The 21326-nt window shown below is 67.0% G+C and carries 21 protein-coding genes; 6 read left to right on the forward strand and 15 right to left on the reverse strand.

The features are described from left to right. Position 1: 1 nt before the first annotated feature. Positions 2-874 carry a pyridoxal kinase PdxY gene (gene pdxY / locus FHW81_RS20525; protein ID WP_016852291.1) on the reverse strand — a complete coding sequence of 291 codons (873 nt, stop codon included), beginning with the start codon at positions 872-874 and terminating at the stop codon, positions 2-4. Between the two features lie 32 nt (positions 875-906). Between pdxY and FHW81_RS20530 the strand changes: the two genes are divergently transcribed. Next, a complete protein-coding gene (locus FHW81_RS20530) occupies positions 907-1407 on the forward strand; it encodes a DUF3301 domain-containing protein (RefSeq protein WP_030048005.1) in 501 nt (166 codons plus the stop codon). A 12-nt stretch (positions 1408-1419) separates the two neighbouring features. On the opposite strand, the gene FHW81_RS20535 is transcribed toward FHW81_RS20530, so the two are convergent. Both FHW81_RS20535 and poxA read right to left on the reverse strand, forming a co-directional pair. Then, entirely contained in the window at positions 1420-2208 is a 789-nt protein-coding gene (locus FHW81_RS20535) for an OXA-50 family oxacillin-hydrolyzing class D beta-lactamase OXA-851 (protein WP_014603442.1), read from the reverse strand. Positions 2209-2279: 71 nt separating this feature from the next. Next, complete coding sequence (gene poxA / locus FHW81_RS20540; RefSeq protein WP_106120534.1) at positions 2280-3158, reverse strand: alpha/beta hydrolase PoxA; 879 nt, start codon at positions 3156-3158, stop codon at positions 2280-2282. 81 nt (positions 3159-3239) lie between these two features. Between poxA and FHW81_RS20545 the strand changes: the two genes are divergently transcribed. Then, positions 3240-5006, forward strand: a complete 1767-nt coding sequence (locus tag FHW81_RS20545) for a sensor histidine kinase (protein ID WP_003097020.1) — start codon at positions 3240-3242, stop codon at positions 5004-5006. Beyond that, positions 5003-6346: a sigma-54-dependent transcriptional regulator gene (locus tag FHW81_RS20550; RefSeq protein ID WP_003099712.1), complete on the forward strand. Its 1344-nt coding sequence runs from the start codon at positions 5003-5005 to the stop codon at positions 6344-6346. The genes FHW81_RS20545 and FHW81_RS20550 overlap by 4 nt, the downstream gene beginning before the upstream one ends. 18 nt (positions 6347-6364) lie before the next feature. Here FHW81_RS20550 and FHW81_RS20555 read toward each other — a convergent pair whose 3' ends face one another. The 12 genes from FHW81_RS20555 to zur all read right to left on the reverse strand — a co-directional run bounded on the left by FHW81_RS20555 (position 6365) and on the right by zur (position 17271). Further along, entirely contained in the window at positions 6365-7714 is a 1350-nt protein-coding gene (locus FHW81_RS20555) for an APC family permease (RefSeq protein WP_003099715.1), read from the reverse strand. A gap of 101 nt (positions 7715-7815) precedes the next feature. Next, positions 7816-8484: an N-formylglutamate amidohydrolase gene (locus tag FHW81_RS20560; protein WP_003122323.1), complete on the reverse strand. Its 669-nt coding sequence runs from the start codon at positions 8482-8484 to the stop codon at positions 7816-7818. 67 nt (positions 8485-8551) lie between these two features. Continuing rightward, positions 8552-9883, reverse strand: coding sequence for a glutamine synthetase family protein (locus FHW81_RS20565; protein ID WP_003099720.1), 1332 nt, complete (start codon positions 9881-9883; stop codon positions 8552-8554). After that, the gene (locus tag FHW81_RS20570) at positions 9880-10533 is read right to left on the reverse strand and encodes an isochorismatase family cysteine hydrolase (RefSeq protein WP_003099724.1); all 654 of its coding nucleotides are present in this window, start codon (positions 10531-10533) and stop codon (positions 9880-9882) included. Before FHW81_RS20570 ends, FHW81_RS20565 begins: the two co-directional genes overlap by 4 nt. Before the next feature lie 4 nt (positions 10534-10537). Then, positions 10538-11395, reverse strand: a complete 858-nt coding sequence (gene qapR / locus FHW81_RS20575; RefSeq protein WP_003099726.1) for a transcriptional repressor QapR — start codon at positions 11393-11395, stop codon at positions 10538-10540. A 202-nt stretch (positions 11396-11597) separates the two neighbouring features. Next, entirely contained in the window at positions 11598-12380 is a 783-nt protein-coding gene (locus FHW81_RS20580; protein WP_019727077.1) for a MetQ/NlpA family ABC transporter substrate-binding protein, read from the reverse strand. A gap of 76 nt (positions 12381-12456) precedes the next feature. After that, positions 12457-13134, reverse strand: coding sequence for a methionine ABC transporter permease (locus FHW81_RS20585; protein ID WP_003097004.1), 678 nt, complete (start codon positions 13132-13134; stop codon positions 12457-12459). After that, on the reverse strand, positions 13134-14141 hold the full coding sequence (locus FHW81_RS20590) for a methionine ABC transporter ATP-binding protein (protein ID WP_003097002.1): 1008 nt from the start codon (positions 14139-14141) through the stop codon (positions 13134-13136). The genes FHW81_RS20585 and FHW81_RS20590 overlap by 1 nt, the downstream gene beginning before the upstream one ends. A 206-nt stretch (positions 14142-14347) precedes the next feature. Further along, entirely contained in the window at positions 14348-15136 is a 789-nt protein-coding gene (locus tag FHW81_RS20595) for a PA5502 family lipoprotein (RefSeq protein ID WP_003122325.1), read from the reverse strand. 41 nt (positions 15137-15177) lie between these two features. Continuing rightward, positions 15178-15966, reverse strand: coding sequence for a zinc ABC transporter permease subunit ZnuB (znuB, locus tag FHW81_RS20600; protein WP_003096998.1), 789 nt, complete (start codon positions 15964-15966; stop codon positions 15178-15180). Continuing rightward, complete coding sequence (znuC, locus tag FHW81_RS20605; protein ID WP_003099732.1) at positions 15959-16768, reverse strand: zinc ABC transporter ATP-binding protein ZnuC; 810 nt, start codon at positions 16766-16768, stop codon at positions 15959-15961. Before znuC ends, znuB begins: the two co-directional genes overlap by 8 nt. Continuing rightward, positions 16768-17271 (reverse strand): zinc uptake transcriptional repressor Zur, encoded by a 504-nt coding sequence (gene zur, locus FHW81_RS20610; protein ID WP_003096992.1) that lies wholly within the window; start codon positions 17269-17271, stop codon positions 16768-16770. The genes znuC and zur overlap by 1 nt, the downstream gene beginning before the upstream one ends. 69 nt (positions 17272-17340) lie before the next feature. Between zur and FHW81_RS20615 the strand changes: the two genes are divergently transcribed. From FHW81_RS20615 to FHW81_RS20625, 3 genes are all read left to right on the forward strand, one after another. Next, positions 17341-18264: a zinc ABC transporter substrate-binding protein gene (locus FHW81_RS20615; protein WP_003099734.1), complete on the forward strand. Its 924-nt coding sequence runs from the start codon at positions 17341-17343 to the stop codon at positions 18262-18264. A 109-nt stretch (positions 18265-18373) separates the two neighbouring features. Further along, entirely contained in the window at positions 18374-20578 is a 2205-nt protein-coding gene (locus tag FHW81_RS20620; protein ID WP_003146829.1) for an adenosylcobalamin-dependent ribonucleoside-diphosphate reductase, read from the forward strand. A 16-nt stretch (positions 20579-20594) separates the two neighbouring features. Continuing rightward, a complete protein-coding gene (locus tag FHW81_RS20625) occupies positions 20595-21284 on the forward strand; it encodes a hypothetical protein (protein WP_003096987.1) in 690 nt (229 codons plus the stop codon). Positions 21285-21326: the final 42 nt, after the last annotated feature.

A 21326-nucleotide genomic window follows, 5' to 3' on the forward strand; every position in this document is an offset into this window, starting at 1 on the left:
CCTACATTGCGAGTGAGCGAGCTTCGAATTTGAGACGTGGATGTGCGATCCGATCCTGCGCCCGCACCAGCTCCAGCTCGTAGCTGCCGCAGGCCTGGGTTTCCAGCAGCACTTCATGGACCGCGGCGCCGGTGAATTCGAAGGCGTTACGCAGGTCGTCGCCGAGCAGCAGGCGAGAGAGGAACAGCCCCGAGGCCAGGTCGCCGACTCCGACCGGTTGCCGCGGGAAGGCCAGCAGCGGGCGTTGCAGGTGCCAGGCCTGGTCGGCGGCCACCAGCAGCATCTCGAAGGTGTCGCCGGACTTGCCCGGATAGTTCAGGTGCTTTACCAGGATTGCCCTGGGACCGCGTGCCAGCAGGCTCCGTGCCATTTCCACGCAGTCGGCGAGGGAGTTCGGCTGGCGGTCGCAGAAGCTGTCCAGCTCCAACTGGTTGGGGCACAGGTAGTCGGCGACCGCGGCGGCTTCTTCCAGCAGGAAGTCGCTGACTTCCGGGGCCACGATGCAGCCTTTTTCCGGGTGGCCCATGACCGGGTCGCAGAGGTACAACGCCCGAGGGTTGGCCTGTTTGATCCGTGCCACCACATCGAGAATGGCGCGGCCCTGGGCGGCGCTGCCGAGATAGCCGGACAGCACCGCGTCGCAGTTGCCCAGTTCGCCGATGCCGGCAATACCGTCCACCAGCGCCGGAATCTGCTCCGGCGGCAGCACCTGCCCGGTCCATCGACCGTACTGGGTGTGGTTGGAGAATTGCACCGTGTTCAACGGCCAGACGTTGATTCCGATGCGCTGCATCGGGAACACCGCCGCGGCATTGCCGGCGTGGCCGAAGACCACATGGGACTGGATGGCGAGCAGGTGGGGCGTACGTGGCATGAGACGACTTCCTACAGCTGAGTCGGCGCAGTATGGGGGCTAATTCACATGGCGAAAACACCCCCCACTCGCTGCCTGCCGGGAGAACGGGTAAGCTGGCCGTCCCCCTACACCGGATTCCGCTCGTGACCCTGGGTAACCTTTTCGTCATGCTCCTGTTGGGCGCCGCCGCAGCCTGGTGGTGGCGCGCCCATGGCGTGCGCGAGCGGGCGTTGCTGCTGGCCAAGCAGCATTGCGCCAAGCAGGGCGTGGAACTGCTCGACGAGAATGTCGCGCGCCGGCGCCTGCGCCTGGCCCGTGACCGCCGTGGTCAGTGGCGGCTGAGCCGCGAGTTCGGTTTCGAATTCACCGTCAGCGGCGAGGAACGCTACGCCGGGCGCATCGTCATGTATGGCTATCACCTCGGCGCCATCGAATTGGCCCCGCATCGCTTCGAGGCGGCCGCCGAGGTCGACAACCCGCCGGTGCATAGCGCCGAGGTGATTCGCCTCGACGAGTGGCGGCAGTCCCGGCAGAAAAAGGTCGGCGACTGAGGCGGCAGAGCGTCAGGGCAGTATCCCGAGAGCCTTGAGACTGGCCTTGCCCAGTTCGACGCGCTTGCCGATGTCGGCCTCGCCGCCGGGCATGTCGATGTTCAGGGCGAAGCCGTAGAGCCGCTCGTTGCGCTTCACCCAGCCCACCCACCAGCCGAGTTCCGGCGTGCAGTCGAAGCACCAGCCGGTCTTGCCGTGCAGCTCCCAGCCCGGGCCGCTTTCCAGCAGGGTCATGGCGCGCACGGTGGACTGCACCGGGGCGGGGAATGGCAATTCTCCCTGCGCCAGTCGGAGCAGAAAGCGGGTCTGTTCCATCGCGCTGATCTTCAGCGGTCCCACCAACCAGAAGTTATCCACAACCTGGCCGATTTCCGCGTTGCCGTAACCCAGGCGCGAGACATTGGCGCGCATCCGCTCCAGGCCGATGCGCCGCGCCAGTTCCTGGTAGACCGGTACGTTCGATGCCTTGATCGCGTCGCGCAGGCTCATGTCGTGCTCCCAGGCCTTGAAGCGCTGGGGCTTGCCGCCATAGGGAAGAACCTCGTCGGCGGATCTAACCGCCCCTGTGGATAAGCCGATCAGGCTGTTCGCCACCTTGTAGGTGGAAGCGGGAACGAAGCGGGTTTCCGCGCGCTCCCGGTCATGGCCGACATAGCGCTGCCGCTGCACATCGTAGAGGACGAAGGTGCCTTTCACACCGGCCGCGCCGAATAGCTTGTCCACGGCCTGGCTGTCGTTCCATTCGCTGGCCTGGGCATGCCCGGAGAGCAGGAGAAGGGCGCTGAAGAGGAGAGGGCGCATGGCTCGGTCCTGTGGGGGTCACCCTCCCTGGGACCGATGGATGAGCGCCGGATTCCCTACGGAAGGAGCGTTCATGGATTGGGCAGGAGAAAGTCGCGTACGCGTTCGGCGGCAGCGGCCGGGTCTTCCTGCATGAAGCAGTGGCCGCCGACCACCGCGTGGGCGCTGACCTGGGGGTTGAACGAGCACCAGCGCGCCACCGACTTGGCGACGAAAGGGTAGGTGCGGTCACCGTAGAGCACGCGGGTCGGCGTGGTGATCTTGCCCAGCGACGGCCACAGCCGCCTGGGGAAGGAACTGAAGATCTCCGCTTCGCGGCTTGGCCGGCACTTCAGCTCGACTCCGCCGTCGCTCTCCTTCAGCGCATATTCCACGTAGGCCCACAGCGCCTCGTCGGTCCAGCCCTTGAAGATACCGCGGCCGCGCAAGCCGGCGTAGGCGGCTGCGCGATCCGGCCACTGGCTGCGGCGCAGGCGCGCCTTCTTCGCCAGGCTGCCGCGCAATTGCAGGCCGAGGGTCTCGGAAAGCGCCATCACGCCGATCATCGCCGGGGTGAACAGTACCGGGTCGAGCAGCACGGCGCGGGCGAACAGGGTGGGATGGCGGGCCAGGACGAGGCTGCTGAGGACGCCGCCGAAGCTGTGCCCGCAGGCCAGTCGCTGGACATCGCCATAGGGACCGCGCCCGGCCTCGAAGGCCTCCACCGCCATCTCGGCGTTGCGGTTCCAGCCGTGGAAGCGGCCGCCATGGTCGCTTTCGCCGTGGCCCTGGATGTCGCACAGCCAGAGGTCGAAATCCTCCGCCAACAGACGCAGCATCGGTTCGTAGGTGCGGCCGCAGAAGCCGTTGCCATGGAGGAAATGCAGCAACGGCTTGCCGCTCGGTTCGCTGCGCCAGCCGCGCAGGGTGAAACCGGCCGAGCAGGAATGGGACCAGGGGGATAGCGACATGGGCAGACTCCTCGTACGGCGCGCAGTGTAACCGGGCGCCGTGCTATCGTCGCCGCTTCCCGCCGCCGTTTCGATCCGCCGATGTCCTTGTCCCGTCCGCTGCGCCTGTTCCTGCTGTTGCTGCCGCTGCTCGGCGGCCTGCTGCTGTCCATGGACTGGGCGGGACGCCAGGCGCGGCAGCAGGCGCTACGCGCCGAGGGCGAACAGGTGCGCAAGCAGCTGGACCTCTACGCCGGCTCGCTGCAGACCCTGATCGAACGCTTCCGCAGCCTGCCGGCGGTGCTGGCGCTGGATCCGGACCTGCGCGCGGCGCTGGCCGGGCCGATCGACGGCGAGTTGCAGCAGCGCCTCAACCTCAAGCTGGAAAGCATCAACCTGGCCGCCCGCTCCTCCACCCTGGAGCTGCTCGACCGTACCGGGCTGGCCGTGGCGGCGAGCAACTGGAACCTGCCGACCAGCTACGTGGGCCACAACTACGGTTTCCGTCCCTATTTCCGCCAGACCATCGCCCAAGGCTCCGGACGTTTCTATGCGGTCGGGGTGATCAGCGGGATTCCCGGTTATTTCCTGTCCCACGCGGTGCGCGCCGAGGACGGCAGCTTCCTGGGCGCAATCGTGGTCAAGCTGGAGTTTCCCGATCTGGAACGGCAGTGGAACCAGACCCCCGACCTGGTCCTGGCCAGCGACGCCAAGGGCATCGTGTTCCTCGCCAACCACGCCGGTTGGCGCTACCGCGAACTGGAACCGCTGGATACCGTGGACCGCTTCGAACTGGCGGAGACCCGGCAATACGATCGCCAGCCCCTGACACCCCTGCGCCACCAGACCTTGCGCAGCTACGGCGAAGACAGCCGTCTGGCGCGGGTGGAAAGCGCCGACGGCGAGAAGGACTACCTCTGGCAATCGCTGGACCTGCCCAACGACGGCTGGACCCTCCACTTGCTGCGCGACACCGCGAGCATCCAGGACGACGTCGCCACCGCGCGCCTGGCCGCCGCCGGCACCTGGCTGGCGCTGGTCTTCCTCGGCTTGTTCCTGCACCAGCGCTGGCGTATCGCCCGCCTGCGGCAACGTAGCCGGGAGGAGCTGGAGCGCCTGGTCGAGCAGCGCACCGCCGACCTGCGTACCGCGCAGGACGGCCTGGTGCAGGCGGCCAAGCTGGCCGCCCTGGGGCAGATGTCGGCAGCCCTGGCCCATGAGATCAACCAGCCGCTCACCGCCCAGCGCATGCAACTGGCCAGCCTGCGCCTGCTGCTCGACGCCGGACGCCACGACGAGGCGCGCCAGGCGTTGCCGCGCATCGACCAGATGCTCGAACGCATGGCCGCGCTCACCGGCCACCTGAAGACCTTCGCGCGCAAGAGCGCCGGCGGCCTGCGCGAGCGTATCGAGTTGGGTCACGTGGTCGAACAGGCGCAGCAGTTGTTGCTGCCGCGAATCCGCGCCGAACGGGTGGAGATCGAGCAGGCGCTGCTCTGGCCGGCCTGGGTGATGGGTGACGCGATCCGCCTGGAACAGGTGCTGGTCAACCTGCTGCGCAACGCCCTGGATGCCGTTGCCGGCCAGGAGCGGCCATGGATCCGCCTGGCCCTGCAACGGCTTGGCGGCGACTGGGTGCTGAGCGTCGCCGACAACGGCGGCGGGATTCCCGCCGAGCACCTGGGCAGCGTCTTCGATCCGTTCTTCACCACCAAGCCGGTGGGAGAGGGACTCGGCCTCGGCCTGGCGGTATCCTATGGGATCGTCCACGAACTCGGCGGCCGCCTGCAGGTCGCCAATGCCGAGGCGGGAGCGGTGTTCAGCCTGATCCTGCCGGCGGCCCCCGATGACACGAGCGTAACGACATGAGCGACCAGGTGATCTTCGTCGACGACGAAGCGACGATCCGCGAAGCGGTGCAGCAATGGCTGGAGCTGTCGGGCTTCGAGGTGCGCCTGTGCCTGCGCGCCGAGGAATGCCTGGGAGCGTTGGACAAGTCCTTCGCCGGGGTGGTCATCAGCGATGTGCGCATGCCCGGCATGGACGGCCTGCAACTGCTCGCCAACCTGCAGGCGGTCGATCGCGACCTGCCGGTGATCATGGTCACCGGGCACGGCGACGTGCCGATGGCGGTGGAGGCCATGCGCCAGGGTGCCTACGACTTCATCGAGAAACCCTTCACGCCCGAGCGCCTGCTCGGCAGTTTGCGGCGCGCGCTGGAAAAGCGCCGCCTGGTGCTGGAGAATCGGCGCCTGAAGGAGCAGGCCAGTCTCAAGGACCAGGTCGATGCGCGTCTGCTCGGCGTGTCCAAGCCGATGGAAGCGTTGCGCCGGCAGGTTCTGGCCCTGGCGCCGACCCCGGTGAACGTCCTGATCCGTGGCGAGACCGGCAGCGGCAAGGAACTGGTTGCCCGCTGCCTGCACGACTTCGGGCCGCGCGCCGACAAGCCGTTCGTGGCGCTGAACTGCGCGGCGATTCCCGAGCAACTGTTCGAGAGCGAGCTGTTCGGTCATGAGAGCGGCGCCTTCACCGGCGCGCAGGGCAAGCGCATCGGCAAGCTCGAGCATGCCCATGGCGGCACCCTGTTCCTCGACGAGATCGAAAGCATGCCGTTGGCGCAGCAGGTCAAGCTGCTGCGCGTCCTACAGGAGCAGCAACTGGAGCGGCTCGGCTCGAACCAGAGTATCCACGTCGACCTGCGGGTGATTGCCGCGACCAAGCCCGACCTGCTGGCCGAAGCACGTGCCGGACGCTTCCGCGAGGACCTGGTGTATCGCCTGAATGTCGCCGAGCTGCGCCTGCCGCCGATCCGCGAGCGTCGCGAGGACATCCCGCTGCTCTTCGAACATTTCGCCAGCGTTGCCAGCCAGCGCCTCGGCCGCGAGCCGCAGCCCGCCGCGCCGGCGGAACTGGCGCGGCTGATGGCCCACGACTGGCCGGGCAATGTACGCGAGCTGGCCAACGCCGCCGAGCGTCATGTCCTCGGCCTGGAGCGCGGGGACGCGGAGGAAGGCGGCGGCCTCACCTCGGGGCTGGCGGAACGCATGGAAGCCTTCGAGGCGGAGTGCCTGCGCCAGGCGCTCGGCCAGTGCCGCGGGGACATCAAGGCGGTGATGGAGTTGCTGCAACTGCCGCGTCGGACACTCAACGAAAAGATGCTGCGGCATGGCCTCAGCCGCAGCGATTTCGTCGGTGAAGAGCCGGCCTGAAGCAGCCCTCGCGAGGCGTCAGAGATCCTTGGCCAACTCCGTTGGCGCCTGGCGCCCGCCGCGTTGCAGCAACGCCAGGTAGACCAGCCCCACCGCGATCCAGGCCAGTCCGAGCAACTGTGCGTCGAGGCTCATGCTGTACAGCACGTAGGCGATGATCGCCAGGCCCACCAGCGGGAACAGTAGATGCCGCAACCATTGGCCGGAGCGCTGGCGGCGGTAGTAGTGGTTGATCACGCTCAGGTGCAGCAGGCAGAAGCCGGTGAGGGCACCGAAGTTCACCAGTGAGGTGAGCACGTCCGGTGCGTCGAGGAAGGCCCAGCCGATTCCCAGCGACAGCACCGCCACCAGGTACAGGCTGACGTGCGGCGTCTGGTAGCGCGGATGGACCCTGGCCAGCGCGCGCGGCAGCCTGCCGTCGCGGGCCATCGAGTAGAGCAGGCGCGAGACCGCTGCCTGCGAGGTGATCGACACCGTGACACCCCAGGCCAGCGCGGTGGCTACCGCGGTCAGCATCGACAGCCACTGGCCACCGGCCGCTTCGGCGATCTCGTAGAAGGCGGTGTCCGCCGACTTGAAGTTCATCCCGGCGGCGAGGTCGGTGGCCAGCCAGGTCTGCGCGATGAAGATGCCGCCCATGATGAACAGCGCGATCAGCGCGGCGCGGCCGATCTGCCGGGCGGGATCGCCCTTGACCTCCTCGGCGAGGGTGGAGATGGCGTCGAAGCCGAGGAACGACAGTACGGCGATCGAGGCGGCCTTCATTACCAGGCCGAGATCGAAGGCTTCCGGGCGATACAGCGGTTCGAGGGTCAGCCGGCCGTTGCCCAGGCCGCCTTCCAGCGCCTGGTAGCCGACCACCAGGAAGATCGCCAGCACCACCAGCTCTCCGATCAGGAACAACAGGTTGGCGCGGGCGGCGAAGGTGATGCCGCGCAGGTTGACCAGGGTCGCCGAGACCAGGAACAGCAGCATCCAGGCCAGCTTGGGGATCGCCGGGAACAAGTGGTTCAGCGCCAGCGCGCTGAACACGTAGAGCAGCGGCGGGATCAGCAGGTAGTCGAGCAGCAGCACCCAGCCGGCGATGAAGCCGACATGGGGGTGGATGCCGCGCTGGGCGTAGGAATACACCGAGCCGGCAATCGGAAAGGCCTTGGCCATGGCTCCGTAGCTGAGGGCGGTGAAGAGCATCGCCAGCATGCCCACCAGGTAGGCCATCGGCACCATGCCGTGGGCATCGGCATGGACCCAGCCGTAGACCCCGAACGGGGCGATGGGGATCATGAAGATCATCCCGTAGATGATCAGGTCGCTCAGGGACAGGCTGCGGCGCAGCTGTTGCCGGTATCCGAACTGTTCGATGGCCATGACGGGCTCCTCGGGAAAAGGCAGCGTATTGTCGTTATCGGCGCCGCACGCGAAGCGGGCCTCTTTCTCGTTATTGGCGACCGGCGGTGCCGGTCATCGCATCAGAGCCAGGGATACAGACGCTCGGCCCAGGCGTACACCGCATCCGGCGTGCGCAATCCATCGTTGCGGATCTCCAGCAGCACCGCTTCCAGACCGCGTGCGTCGCCATGCACCGGAACGGTAGTGTCTTCCGCCGGGTCGATCGCATAGGGCTGGTTGCCGGCGACTTCCAGGCCGTGCCGGCGCAAACCGTCGAGGATGCGCCTGGCGTAGGCGCCGGCGTTGCGATAAAGCACCCCGGCAACCAGCGGGCGGGGTCTGCCGTGGTACACCGGGGTAAAACTGTGCACGCCGACCACACGGGTCGGCACGCCGGCGGCCTGGCGCTCGTCGAGCAGTTGCGTCAGGCGCTGGTGGAACGGATGGAACAGGCAATCCTGGCGATAGCGGCGCACCGTCTCGGACAGCTCGCGGTTGCCGGGAACGGGGTAGACCTCGCTGTGTGGCGGAATGCTGTCGGGGGCCTCCAGCGGTCGGTTCAGGTCGATCAGCAGACGCGAGTAGCCGGCCGCCAGCAATGGCGCGTCGAGTCGCCGGGAAAGCTCTTCGGCCAGCGCCAGGGCGCCGATATCCCAGGCGATGTGTTCTTCCGCCGCGGCCTGGTCCAGGCCGAGGCGCTGCAACTCCAGCGGAATGTGCCGGCTGGCATGCTCGCAGACCAGGACCACCGGGCTGCGCCCTTGGGGATTGAGCAGGTGGTAGGGCGGCAGCTGGTAGATGCCGAGTTCGGGGTTGTCAGTAGAGCTCGGCATAGTGGCGGCACAGGTCGTCGTCGGAAAGGCCCGCCGTCAGCGCCAGTTCGTGGCGCTTCATGGCGAGGTAGGTGTCCAGCAGCGGCTTTGGCAGCTCGGCACAGAGCGCCTCGTCGCGTTGCAGGCAGTCGAGCGCATCGCCGAGGGTCGCCGGCAGGGCCTGGATGCCGCGGGCCTGGCGCTCTTCGTCGCTGAGGCCGTGCGGATCGACATCGGCCAGGGCGCGCAGCGGCAGGCGTCGTTCGATGCCCAGGCGGCCGGCGATCAGCACCGCGGCCATCGCCAGGTGCGGACAGGCGGTGGCGTCCATCGGCCGGAATTCCAGGTTGTACTGCTTGCCCAGCGGCTTGCCGCCGACGCTCACCACCGGGCAGATGCGCAGCGCCGCTTCGCGGTTGCGCAGTCCCAGGCAGGCGTAGGCGGCGCTCCAGTGGTGGGGTTTCAGGCGCAGGTAGGAGGCGGCGGTAGGCGCGGTCAGCGCGCACAGCGCTGGCAGGTGCGCGAGCACGCCGGCGGCCCAGTGCTCGCCGAGTTCGGAGAGATCGTTGGGTCGACCGGGCTCGTACAGCAGCGGGCTGCCGTCGGCATGTTGCAGGCTCAGGTGCAGGTGCACCCCGTTGGTCACCGCGCCGGGTGCCGGCAGCGGTGCGAAGCAGGTACGCAGGCCCATCTGTCGCGCCACTTCGCGAGTGACCTCGCGGACGTTCACCGCGCGGTCGGCGGCGGCCACGCCCTGCGCCGGGCGGCAGGTGACCTCGTACTGGCGCTGGCCGTATTCGGGGAGGAACATCTCCGGCTCGGTGCCGGCCTGGGCCAGGGCGCTGACCAGCCAGCCGGGGAACTGCCCGGCGGCACGCTGGGCCTGCAGCGAAAACGCCGCGGCCGGACGCTCACCGGGCAGGCCGAGCAGGCTGAATTCGTGTTCGAACGCCGCGATGACCTGCAGGCCGCTGTCGCGATAGCGTTCCACCTCGGCCCGCAGCAGGCTGCGCGGGCAGGCCGGCCACGGCGTGCCGTCGGTTTCCACCAGGTTGCCGTGCAGGTAGTCGAGCGCCGGCGCAGCGGCGTCGGGACCCTGCTCGACGCGCACCCGGCTGTTCGGGTCGGGCAGCAGGCGCAGGTCGCCGTGGCTGCCCCAGGGGCTGCTCTCGTCGATCAGGTCCTGCGGGGTCAGCGAGCTGTTCGCCGGTACCCAGCCGCAACCGCTGGCCAATTGCTCCTCCAGGGTCGCCAGGGGCAGCGAACGCCCGCGGGTGATGCCGGCCAGGTCGGTGGTGACGAAGCTGACCAGGCGTACCGGCTGCAGGCGGTTCACAGGTTGCTCCGGCCGAGGGCGGCGATGCGTTGCAGGACGGTCTCGGTGTCGCTGATCCAGCAGTAGCCCTTGATCGCTTCCAGGCAGGCCTGGTGGCGTTCCGGGGTATGGGTGGCGCAGGCATCCTCGACCAGGGTGACCAGGTAACCGCGGTCGGCGGCATCGCGCACGGCCATGTCCACGCACTGGTCGGTGACCACCCCGCAGACGATCAGGTGGCGGGTGCCGAGGTTGCGCAGTACGTAGTCGATGGCGGTGGAGTTGAAAACGCCGGAAGAAGTCTTCGGCAGCACGATCTCGTTGGCGGTCGGCTCCAGGGCGTCGATCACCCTGGCGTCCGGGCTGCCCTTGGGCAGGTGCATCTCCGACAGCTTGTGATCCAGCGAGCGGTCGCGACCATCGGCGGTGAGGCTCTCGATGACGGTGTGCAGGACGTTCTCGTCCACTGCGCGCATGGCCCTGAGCAGGCGCTGCTGGTTGGGGATCACCTGGTTCTGCACGCGCTCGTAGAAGTAACCGGCTGCCTGCGGATCGACGTGCGGGTCGCGCCCCGGCTCGACCCAGGCACGCTGCATGTCGACGAACAGGATGGCGGTCTGCCGGCGGCCGAATGGCAGGTCGCGCGGCGAGTGGTGGGGCAGGCTGAACATCGGGTCATTCCTCCAGTATATGACTGCTGAACGCGTTGCGGAGCTGGTCGATGCCCTCCAGGCGTTCGTCGAGCGGCGCGCCCATGCGCGCCACCAGGGTCGCTACCAGTGCCTCGACCTGGGCCATGGCCGGCACCAGCGAGTCGAAGGGCGAGGCGGATTCCACTGGCGAACTGACGATCAGGTCGGCGTGTTCGCGCAGCGGCGAGGCGTAGATGTCGGTGAACAGCACCAGCCGTGTGCCGCGTGCCTTGGCGGCCTGGGCCACGTGCTGGGCCTGGCTCTGGTAGCGGCGATAGTCGAACAGGACCAGCAGGTCCTGGCGGCCGAGGTCGTAGAGCTGGTCGGGGAGCAGGGCGCCGTCGTCGAGCAATCGGCACTGCGGACGCAGCAGGCGCAGATGGGTGACCAGGTAGCCGGCGAGGAAACGGCTGAAGCGTCCGCCGTGGCAGTGCACGCGCAGGCGGCTGTCGAGCAGCCAGTCGGCGAGGCGCTGGATGTCATCGGGGCGGGTCAGGCCGAGGGTCTGTTGCAGGCTCTGGCCAGCCTGGTCGAGGTAGCGCGCCCAGGTGTCGTCGCGGCCCATCCGCTCGCGGCGTTCGGCGAGCAGGGTGCGCGGCGAGCGCAGGCGGTCGTCGACGTCGGCCAGCAGCGCTTCCTGGAAGTCGCCGTAGCCGGCGAAGCCGAGCTTTTTCACCAGGCGCATGATCGTCGGGTCGCTGACTCCGGCGTGCCGGGCCAGGCGCGTCATCGGACCGAGGCCGAGGCGCGGGTAGTCATCGAGCAGGGCACGCACCACCTTGCGCTCCGCGGGCGTCAGTTCGGCGGGCGGGGAGGCCAGGCGTTGTTTTAGTTCTTGCATGGGGCATCCTCGAAGGTGGGTCGATTGTGTAGTGAATTTTTCAGATTGTTCAATATGTGACGGAATGTTTTTTTCACTACATTTCCCGCAAACGGCCGAATGACCTCTGTCGTGGCACGGCAGGCAGACGTACGGCCGGGACGGAAACGAAAAAGCCCGGTCGAAGACCGGGCTTTTTCCAGGGGCGGTTACGCGGCTTGGCTCAGAACGCCGGTACCACCGCGCCTTTGTACTTCTCCTGGATGAACTGCTTGATCTCGGCGCTGTGCAGGGCCTTGGCCAGCTTCTGCATGGCGTCGCTGTCCTTGTTGTCCGGCCGCGCGACGAGGATGTTCACGTAGGGCGAGTCGCTGCCTTCGATGGCCAGCGCATCCTTGGTCGGGTTCAGCTTGGCTTCCAGGGCGTAGTTGGTATTGATCAGCGCCATGTCGACCTGGGTCAGCACGCGCGGCAGGGTCGCGGCTTCCAGTTCGCGGATCTTGATGTTCTTCGGATTGTCGACGATGTCCTTCGGCGTGGCGGTGATGCTCTTGTTGTCCTTGAGCTTGATCACCCCGGCCTTGTCCAGCAGGAGCAGGGCGCGGCCGCCGTTGGTGGCGTCGTTGGGAATCACCACGGTAGCGCCGGAAGGCAGTTCGTTGAGCTTCTTGTACTTGCTCGAGTAGGCGCCCAGCGGCTCGATGTGTACGCCGGTCACGGCGACCAGGTCGGTGCCCTTGGCCTTGTTGAACTCATCGAGGTACGGCTGGTGCTGGAAGAAGTTGGCGTCCAGGCGCTTTTCCGAGACCTGCACGTTCGGCTGCACGTAGTCGGTGAACTCCTTGATCTTCAGGTCCACGCCTTCCTTGGCCAGCAGCGGCTTGACCACGTTGAGGATCTCCGCGTGCGGCACCGGGGTGGCCGCGACGGTGAGGGACTCGGCGGCCTGGGCGGCGGTGAGGCCGAGCGCCGCGACAGCGGAGAAAGCAGCAAGCAGTTTTTTCATCTTCAACTCCTTTCGAGGTGTTCCTGGCGGCTGTGGATAACCGCGGCGCTCAGGGTTTTGGGCTTGGCCGGCAAGCTTACTTGCGCGAGAAGTGCACCACCAGCTTGTCGCCCACGGTTTGCAGAATCTGGACGAGGATCAGCAGCATCACCACCGTGACCACCATCACGTCGGTCTGGAAGCGCTGATAGCCGAAGCGGATCGCCAGGTCGCCCAGCCCGCCGGCGCCGACCACTCCGGCCATCGCGGTGTACGAGACCAGGGTGATGGCGGTGACGGTGATGGCGGCGATGATGCCCGGCCGGGCTTCCGGCAGCAGGGCGTTCCAGATGATCTGCCGGGTGCTGGCGCCCATCGCCTGGGTTGCCTCGATGATGCCCTTGTCGACCTCGCGCAGGGCGGTTTCCACCAGGCGCGCGAAGAACGGCGTGGCGCCCACCACCAGCGGCGGGATGGCCCCGGCGACGCCCAGCGAGGTACCGGTGATCAGTACGGTCAGCGGGATCATCACGATCAGCAGGATGATGAACGGCAACGAACGGAGGATGTTCACCACTAGCGAGAGCAGGGTGTAGACCGCCTTCTGCTCGAACATCTGCCGTGGCCCGGTAAGGAACAGCAGGACGCCGAGGGGCAGGCCGAGGACCACCGTGAACAGCAGCGAACCGCCGAGCATCCAGAAGGTGTCGACGCTGGCCAGCCAGATTTCGTACCAGTCGATGTTGGCGAAGCTCATGGTTTCGAAGAAGTCCATCAGCGCAGTACCTCCACATGTACGTCAGCGGCGTTCAACTGGCTCATGGCGGCTTCCAGGTCACCGCCGACCAGGGCCAGGGTCAACTGGCCGTAGGGCGTGTCCTTGATGCGGTCGATGCGTCCGGAAAGGATGCTGTAGTCGACCCCGGTCTGCCGCGCCACGGTGCCCAGCAGCGGCGCATAGGTGGCTTCGCCGCGGAAGGTCAGGCGCAGGATGAGACCCGGCACGTGGGCGAAATCGTCGTGGCGCTCGTCCTCGTCGACCCGTTCGGCCTCGAACACGAAGCGGCGGGTGGTCGGGTGCTGCGGATGGAGGAAGACATCGGCGACATCGCCCTGCTCGACGATGGCGCCGCCGTCCATGACCGCGACCTGGTCGCAGACACGGCGGATCACGTCCATCTCGTGGGTGATGAGGACGATGGTCAGCTTCAGCTCGCGATTGATTTCCGCCAGCAGTTGCAGGACCGAGGCGGTGGTCTGCGGATCGAGGGCGCTGGTGGCCTCGTCGCAGAGCAGGATGCTCGGCCGGCAGGCCAGGGCGCGAGCGATGCCGACGCGCTGTTTCTGTCCGCCGGAGAGCTGGGCCGGATACTTGCGCGCGTGGTCGGACAGGCCGACCCGCGCGAGCAGCTCGGAGACCCGCGCATCGACTTCGGCACGGCTGAAGCCGCCGGCCAGGCGCAGGGGCATGGCGATGTTGTCGGCGACGGTCTTCGAGGACAGCAGGTTGAAGTGCTGGAAGATCATCCCGACGCGCTGGCGGAAACGGCGCAGGCCTTCGGCGTCGAGGGCGGTGACGTCTTCGCCCTCGACCAGGATGCGGCCGCCGCTGGGCTCCTCGAGGCGGTTGATCAGGCGCAGCAGGGTGCTCTTGCCGGCACCGGAATGGCCGATCAGGCCGAAAATCTGCCCGGCCTGGATGTTCAGGCGGGTCGGTTGCAAGGCGGGGATTTCCCGACCGGCAACTCGATAGGTCTTGTGGACGTCGTGGAATTCGATCACTGGGCGAACCTTGTGGGTGCGGCGATGCTGTTACGGCTGGAGCACGGGCTTGGCGGGAAGCATGGGCGGTCAGCTAAACCGAGCATTTTACCTTGCTTTCTTATGCATTATTAATATTTATTGGTGATGAAAAATCATTGAAATGGAATAAGCGTCTGGTGCGCTCCCGACAAGCGCTTTCTGCTGCGGCCGGGGCAGGACCGGTCTCAATTCCGGGGGGTAAGTATCAATCGGGTTGGCTTGTCGGCCTGTACGACATGGCTGAGATGCAGGTCGAAATCGGGTGAGAGCTTCTTCACCCGCGCCAGGAGCTGGTCGGAAACCAGCGGATAGTCGCTGTCCCGGCGCACTTCGATATGCACCCTGCAACGGTAGGCGACGACATCCGCGGCCACCGCGTCGAGCACCGCACCGAGGCCGCCCTGGCCGGTGCCGTCGAGCATCGGCAGGGGCACGGCGCTGCTGGCCGCTTGCGGATCGATCAGGTGGGGAGCGCCGGGTAGCGGCTTCAGCTCGCCGCCGGGCGGCGTCTGGATGATCTGCTGCATCTGCTGCTGGGCCGCCTGCTGCATGCGTCGGGCCTGCTCGGCGCGGGCGGGATCGACCTTGGCGCGGTTGATCGCACCGTCCAGCCCGGCGGTCAGCGCCGGCGCTTTGGGCATCAGTCCGCGGGCATGGCCGAGGGCGCTGGTGGCGGTGTTGAGGTCTCCTTGACGCAGCGCGGTTTCCCCGCGCTGCATGTAGGCCTCGGCCAACTGGCGGCGGAACGCTTCGACGCGCTCGTCGCCGGCGGCTGCGCTGCGCAGGGCCAGCCATTGTTGCTCGGCCTGTTCGAGCTTGCCGGCGGCCAGGGTTTGCTGCAGTTCGGCGTAGGGATCGGCGGGCTGCGCCTGGGGCGCGACCACCGGCGTCGGTTGCGACGACGCATTGCCCTGGCAGGCGCTGACCAGCAGCGCCGCCGCCAGGACGGACAGCAGGCGAAAGAAGGACGACATCATTCCTGCGGGTTCTCGTTTGGTCAAAAAATCGCCAGATTCTACACCGTGCGGCGGGGCAGGACAAAACTCAGCAGGAACAGGCCGGCGGCGCTGACCACGATCGAGGGGCCGGCGGGGGTATCCTTGAACCAGGACAGGGCCAGGCCGGCGCACACCGCGACCAGTCCCAGCAGGCTGGCGCCGACCGCCATCTGCTCGGGACTGCGGGCATGGCGCTGGGCGGCGGCGGCGGGAATGATCAGCAGCGAGGTGATCAGCAGTACGCCGACGATCTTCATCGCCACGGCGATGACGATGGCGATCAGCAACATCAGCGCCAGGCGGATCGCTCCGACCGGCAGGCCTTCCACCTTCGCCAGTTCCTCGTGCACGGTGATCGCCAGCAGCGGCCGCCAGAGGAAGCAGATCAGTGCCAGGACCAGCGCGCTGCCGGCGATTATCCACAGCAGGTCGCTGGCGCTTACCGCCAGCAGATCGCCGAACAGGTAAGCCATCAGGTCGACCCGCACTTCCTTCATGAAGCTCAGGGTGACCAGGCCCAGCGACAGGGTGCTGTGGGCGAGGATGCCCAGCAGGGTGTCGGCGGCCAGCGGCTGGCGCTGCTGCAGGGTCACCAGCAGCACTGCGAGCAGCACGCAGCCGACGGTCACAGCCAGGGTCGGGCTGACATCGAGGAGGAAACCCAGGGCTACCCCGAGCAGTGCGGCGTGGGACAGGGTATCGCCGAAATAGGCCATCCGCCGCCAGACCACGAAGGAGCCCAGGGGGCCAGCCACCAGGGCCAGGGCGAGGCCGGCGAGGAGGGCGTTGAGCAGGAAGTCAGCCATGGTTGCAGTCGGGGCCGTGCTTGTGGACAGGAGTGAAGCGGGTGCCTGGAGGCAAGGCGCCGGGACCGGCCTTGACCACCTCGCCGTGGAGGTCGTGGGCGTGGTCGTGATGGTGGTGGTAGATCGCCAGGCTGCGAGCGTCCTGGCCGAACAGCTCGACGAAGGCCGGGTCGCCGCTGACCTGCTCGGGGTGCCCTGAGCAGCAGACATGGCGGTTCAGGCAGACCACCTGGTCGGTGGCGCTCATCACCAGGTGCAGGTCGTGGGAGACCATCAGCACACCGCAGCCGTAGCGGTCGCGTAGTTTGCCGATGAGGCGGTAGAGTTCGGCCTGGCCGGCGACGTCGACGCCCTGCACCGGCTCGTCGAGCACCAGTAGCTCGGGCTTGCGCAGCAGAGCGCGGGCCAGCAGCACGCGTTGCAGTTCGCCACCGGAAATGCTTTGCAGCGGGCGCTCCAGCACGTGCGCCGCGCCGACCTCGCGCAACGCCGCCAGCGCCTGCTCGCGCCTGACCCCGGGTACCAGGCGGAGGAAGCGCAGTACGCTGAGCGGCAGGGTGGCGTCGACGTGGAGTTTCTGCGGCATGTAGCCGATGGTCAGCCGCGGCCGTCGCCAGACCTCGCCGACGTGCGGCTTGAGCAGGCCGAGCACGCTGCGTACCAGGGTGGTCTTGCCGGCGCCGTTGGGGCCGATCAGGGTGACGATCTGGCCGGGCTCGATGGCCAGGTCGACATCGCTCAGCACCGCCTGGCCGTTGAAGGACACGCCGACCTGGGTCAGCCGCACCAGCGCGTTGTCCATCAGGCGTCCTTCTGGTCCCGGCAGGTGCCGCAGAGGCCGACCACCTCGACGGTCTGGCTTTCCACGGCGAAGCCGACGCTGTTCGCTCCGGCGACGATGGCCCGGCTGATATCCGGCTGTTCCAGCTCGATCGCGGTGTGGCAGGTGCGGCAGATGAGGAACTGGCCCTGGTGGCTGTGCTCCGGGTTGTTGCAGCCGACGAACGCGTTGAGCGAGGCGATGCGGTGCACCAGGCCGTTCTCCTGGAGGAAGTCCAGCGCGCGGTAGACGGTCGGCGGCGCGGCGCGGCGGCCGTCGGTTTCGCTGAGCACCGCGAGGATATCGTAGGCCCCCAGCGGCTTGTGGCTCTGCCAGACCAGCTCCAGCACGCGCCGCCGCAATTCGGTCAGGCGTACGCCCTGGCGCGCGCACAGCGCATCGGCCTCGGCCAGCGCGGTGCTGACGCACTGGCTGTGGTCATGGGGCTGGCAGGCCAGCGGGGTCTTGGGCGCAATCTTGTACATGGGCTGCGACGCTCGAGGGTAGAGACGTTATTATATTACCCGCTAACCACCTTTCATGTGAGTGCCGCCGTGACCCTGCGTCCCTTTGCCCTGCTGTCCGCCTGCTTCGCCCTGTTCCTGCTGGCTTCGCCGGCGCGCGCCGAGGTCAGCGTGCTGACCAGCATCAAACCGCTGCAACTGGTCGCCGCGGCCATCCAGGACGGCGTCGGCCAGCCGGACGTACTGCTGCCGCCGGGCGCCTCGCCGCACCAGTACGCCCTGCGTCCTTCCGACGTACGGCGGCTGCGCGAGGTGCAATTGTTCTACTGGATCGGCCCGGACCTGGAGAACTTCCTGCCCAAGGTGCTCGCCGGCCGCCAGGGCGCCAGCGTCGCGGTGCAGGACCTGCCGGGCATGCACCTGCGCAAGTTCGTCAATTTCGAGGAAGAGGAGCATGCCGGGCACGACGAGCACGACCATGACCATCGTCCCGGCATGCTCGACGCCCACCTCTGGCTGTTGCCGGCCAACGCCCGCACCATCGCCGCGCGGATGGCCGAGGACCTGGCCCAGGTCGACCCGGCCAACGCCGGGCGCTACCGGGCCAACCTGAAGGCCTTCGAGGAGCGCCTCGGCGGGCTCGACGGCAAACTCCGCGAACGCCTGGGCAAGCTTGCCGGCAAGCCTTTCTTCGTCTTCCATGAAGCCTTCGACTATTTCGAGGAAGCCTACGGATTGCGCCATACCGGCGTGTTCGCGGTATCCGCGGAGGTCCAGCCGGGAGCACGCCATGTCGCCGCCATGCGCGCCCAACTGAAGGCCGCCGGTCCGGCCTGCATCTTCAGCGAGCCGCCGCTTCGACCGCGGCTGGCCGACACCCTCAGCGAAGGCCTGCCGGTGCGCCTGGCCGAACTGGACGACCTGGGCGTGAACGTGAGCGTGGACGCCAACGGCTATGAGAATCTTCTGAACAACCTGGCAGGCGAATTTGCCGGCTGTCTGGAAAAGCTCTGAAAACCCGTGACTGATGGCCGCGCCCTCTTGCGCGCGGCGTCCCGATGACTAAGGTTGTCTGTTGCTGCCTGACACAAGATATTGATTCCCGTCAGGTACGGATAACTAGATGTTGCGTACGGTGGCCGGCTTCGGACGCCCCAACAACCATCGGGAGGTTAATCAGCGGATGGCCAAGACAGACGCACGCAGTCCCCGCACCGAACGCGGGACCATCGCCCTGCAGGACGCGTCGCAGGATATCTGGGACAAGAAGTACCGGCTCAAGAGCAAGGACGGTACGCCGGTGGATGCCAGCGTCGACGGTACCTGGCAACGCGTCGCCCGCGCCCTTGCCGATGTCGAGGAAAAGGCCTCCCGCGAACACTGGTACGGGCGCTTCCTCTGGGCCCTGCGCAACGGTGCCATCCCGGCCGGCCGGATCATCTCCAACGCCGGCGCCCTGGGGCACAAGCCGGCCACCTCGACCATCAACTGCACGGTGTCCGGGACCATCCAGGACTCCATGGACAACATCCTCGAGAAAGTCCACGAGGCCGGGCTGACGCTCAAGGCCGGCTGCGGCATCGGCTATGAGTTCAGCACCCTGCGCCCGCGCGGCGCCTACGTTTCCGGTGCCGGTGCCTACACCAGCGGGCCGCTGTCGTTCATGGACATCTACGACAAGATGTGCTTCACCGTCAGCTCCGCCGGCGGCCGCCGCGGCGCGCAGATGGGCACCTTCGATGTCAGCCACCCGGACGTCCGCGAATTCATCCGCGCCAAGCGCGAGGACGGGCGCTTGCGCCAGTTCAACCTGAGCCTGCTGATCACCGACCAGTTCATGCAGGCGGTGGAACAGGACGCCGACTGGCCGCTGGTATTCCCGGTGCACGTGAAGGAGCGCGACGAGATCGACCTCGACGACCCCAACGCGGTGGTCTGGCGCGAATGGCCGATCCAGGACGACTACGTCCAGCGCGCCGACGGGCTGGTCGCCTGCAAGGTCTACGGCCAGGTCCGCGCCCGCCACCTGTGGGACATGATCATGGTCTCCACCTACGACTATGCGGAGCCGGGCTTCATCCTCATCGACCGGGTCAACGAACTGAACAACAACTGGTGGTGCGAGGCGATCCGCGCCACCAACCCCTGCGGCGAGCAGCCTCTGCCGCCGTACGGCTCGTGTCTGCTCGGCTCGGTCAACCTCACCTGCTTCGTCGAGCAGCCATTTGGCGACGAGGCGCGCTTCGACTGGGACCGTTTCCGCGAAGTGGTGCGGGTGTTTACCCGGATGCTCGACAACGTGGTGGAAATCAACGGCCTGCCGCTGGAACAGCAACGCCAGGAAATCCTTGGCAAGCGCCGGCATGGCATGGGCTTCCTCGGCCTGGGCTCGACCCTGACCCTGCTCAAGCTGCGCTACGGCAGTCCCGAGGCCTGCGTATTCACCGAGGAAGTGGCGCGGGAAATGGCCCTGGTGGGCTGGGAAGTGGCCCTGGAGCTGGCCAGGGAGAAGGGCCCGGCGCCGATCCTGGCGCAGGACTACGAAGTCACTGCGGAAATGCTTCGCAAGCGTCCGGAAATGGCCGCCGATGGCTATAAGGCCGGCGACCGCATCCGCGGCAGCGTGCTTCACGCCAAGTATTCCCGCTACATGCAGCGGGTCGCCGAACATGCTCCGGAACTGATCGAGGCGTTGGCTGAAACCGGCGCGCGCTTCACCCACCACAGCTCCATCGCGCCGACCGGGACCATCAGCCTGAGCCTGGCCAACAATGCCTCCAACGGCATCGAGCCGAGCTTCGCCCACCATTATTCGCGCAACCTTATCCGCGAAGGCCGCAAGACCAAGGAAAAGGTCGAGGTCTACAGCTACGAGCTGCTGGCCTACCGGACCCTGGTCAACGCCCAGGCCCTGCCGGACAGCGACGACCCGGCGCGACGCCTGCCGGACTACTTCATCACCGCCGACAGCGTCACCCCGGCGCAGCACGTGGACATCCAGGCGGCGGCGCAGAAGTGGGTCGATTCGTCGATCTCCAAGACCGCCAACGTGCCCACCGACTACCCGTTCGAGGACTTCAAGGACATCTACCGCTACGCCTGGCACCAGGGACTCAAGGGCTGCACCACCTTCCGCTTCAATCCCGAGGCGTTCCAGGGCGTGCTGGTCAAGGAGTCCGACCTGGAGAAGACCCGCTACCGCTTCGAACTGGAGGACGGCAGCGTGGTGGAGTTCAAGGGCAACGAGCAGGTCGAGTACGACGGTGAGATCCATACCGCCGCCAACCTCTTCGACGCCTTGAAAGAAGGCTATTACGGCAAGTACTGAGGCCGGGGGAATCGATATGTCAGCAGTCAAGATCACGCAGAAGATCAAGGGCTTCAAGGTCGTCAACGAAGCCGAGGAGCAGGCCCTTGCCGCCGCCGCGGAAGCCGCGTCGGTGGTGCAGATGGACGAGACCCTGGAACGCCCGGATACCCTGATCGGCGCCACCTACAAGATCAAGTCGCCGCTGTTCGAGCACGCGCTCTACGTGACCATCAACGACATGGTCCTCAACGCGGGCACGGCGCATGAGCAGCGGCGTCCCTTCGAGATCTTCATCAACTCGAAGAACATGGATCATTTCCAGTGGATCGTCGCACTTACCCGCATCATGTCCGCGGTTTTCCGCAAGGGCGGCGACTGCACCTTCCTTGTCGAGGAACTCAAGGCGGTATTCGACCCGCGCGGGGGCTACCTGAAGAAAGGCGGCATCTACATGCCTTCCATCGTCGCCGAGATCGGCGGCGTGCTGGAGCGCCACCTGACGGCCATCGGCCTGTTGCGTGGCCCTGAACTGGACGAGGAACAGCGTCTTTTCCTCGCGGAAAAACGCGCCGCCTACGAGGCCGCCCAGGGCACCAGCAAGGTCGAGCCGGGCGAAGGCTTCCCCGCCGGCGCGCAACTGTGCGGCAAGTGCAACAGCATGGCGGTGGTACAGATGGACGGCTGCGCCACCTGCCTCAACTGCGGACACTCGAAATGTGGGTGAGCACTTGAAAAACGCATGCGTTTTTCAATGCGAACGACCGGC

The organism is Pseudomonas sp. RC10-4-2, from assembly GCF_050433085.1.
Classification (GTDB): Bacteria; Pseudomonadota; Gammaproteobacteria; order Pseudomonadales; family Pseudomonadaceae; genus Pseudomonas; species Pseudomonas aeruginosa.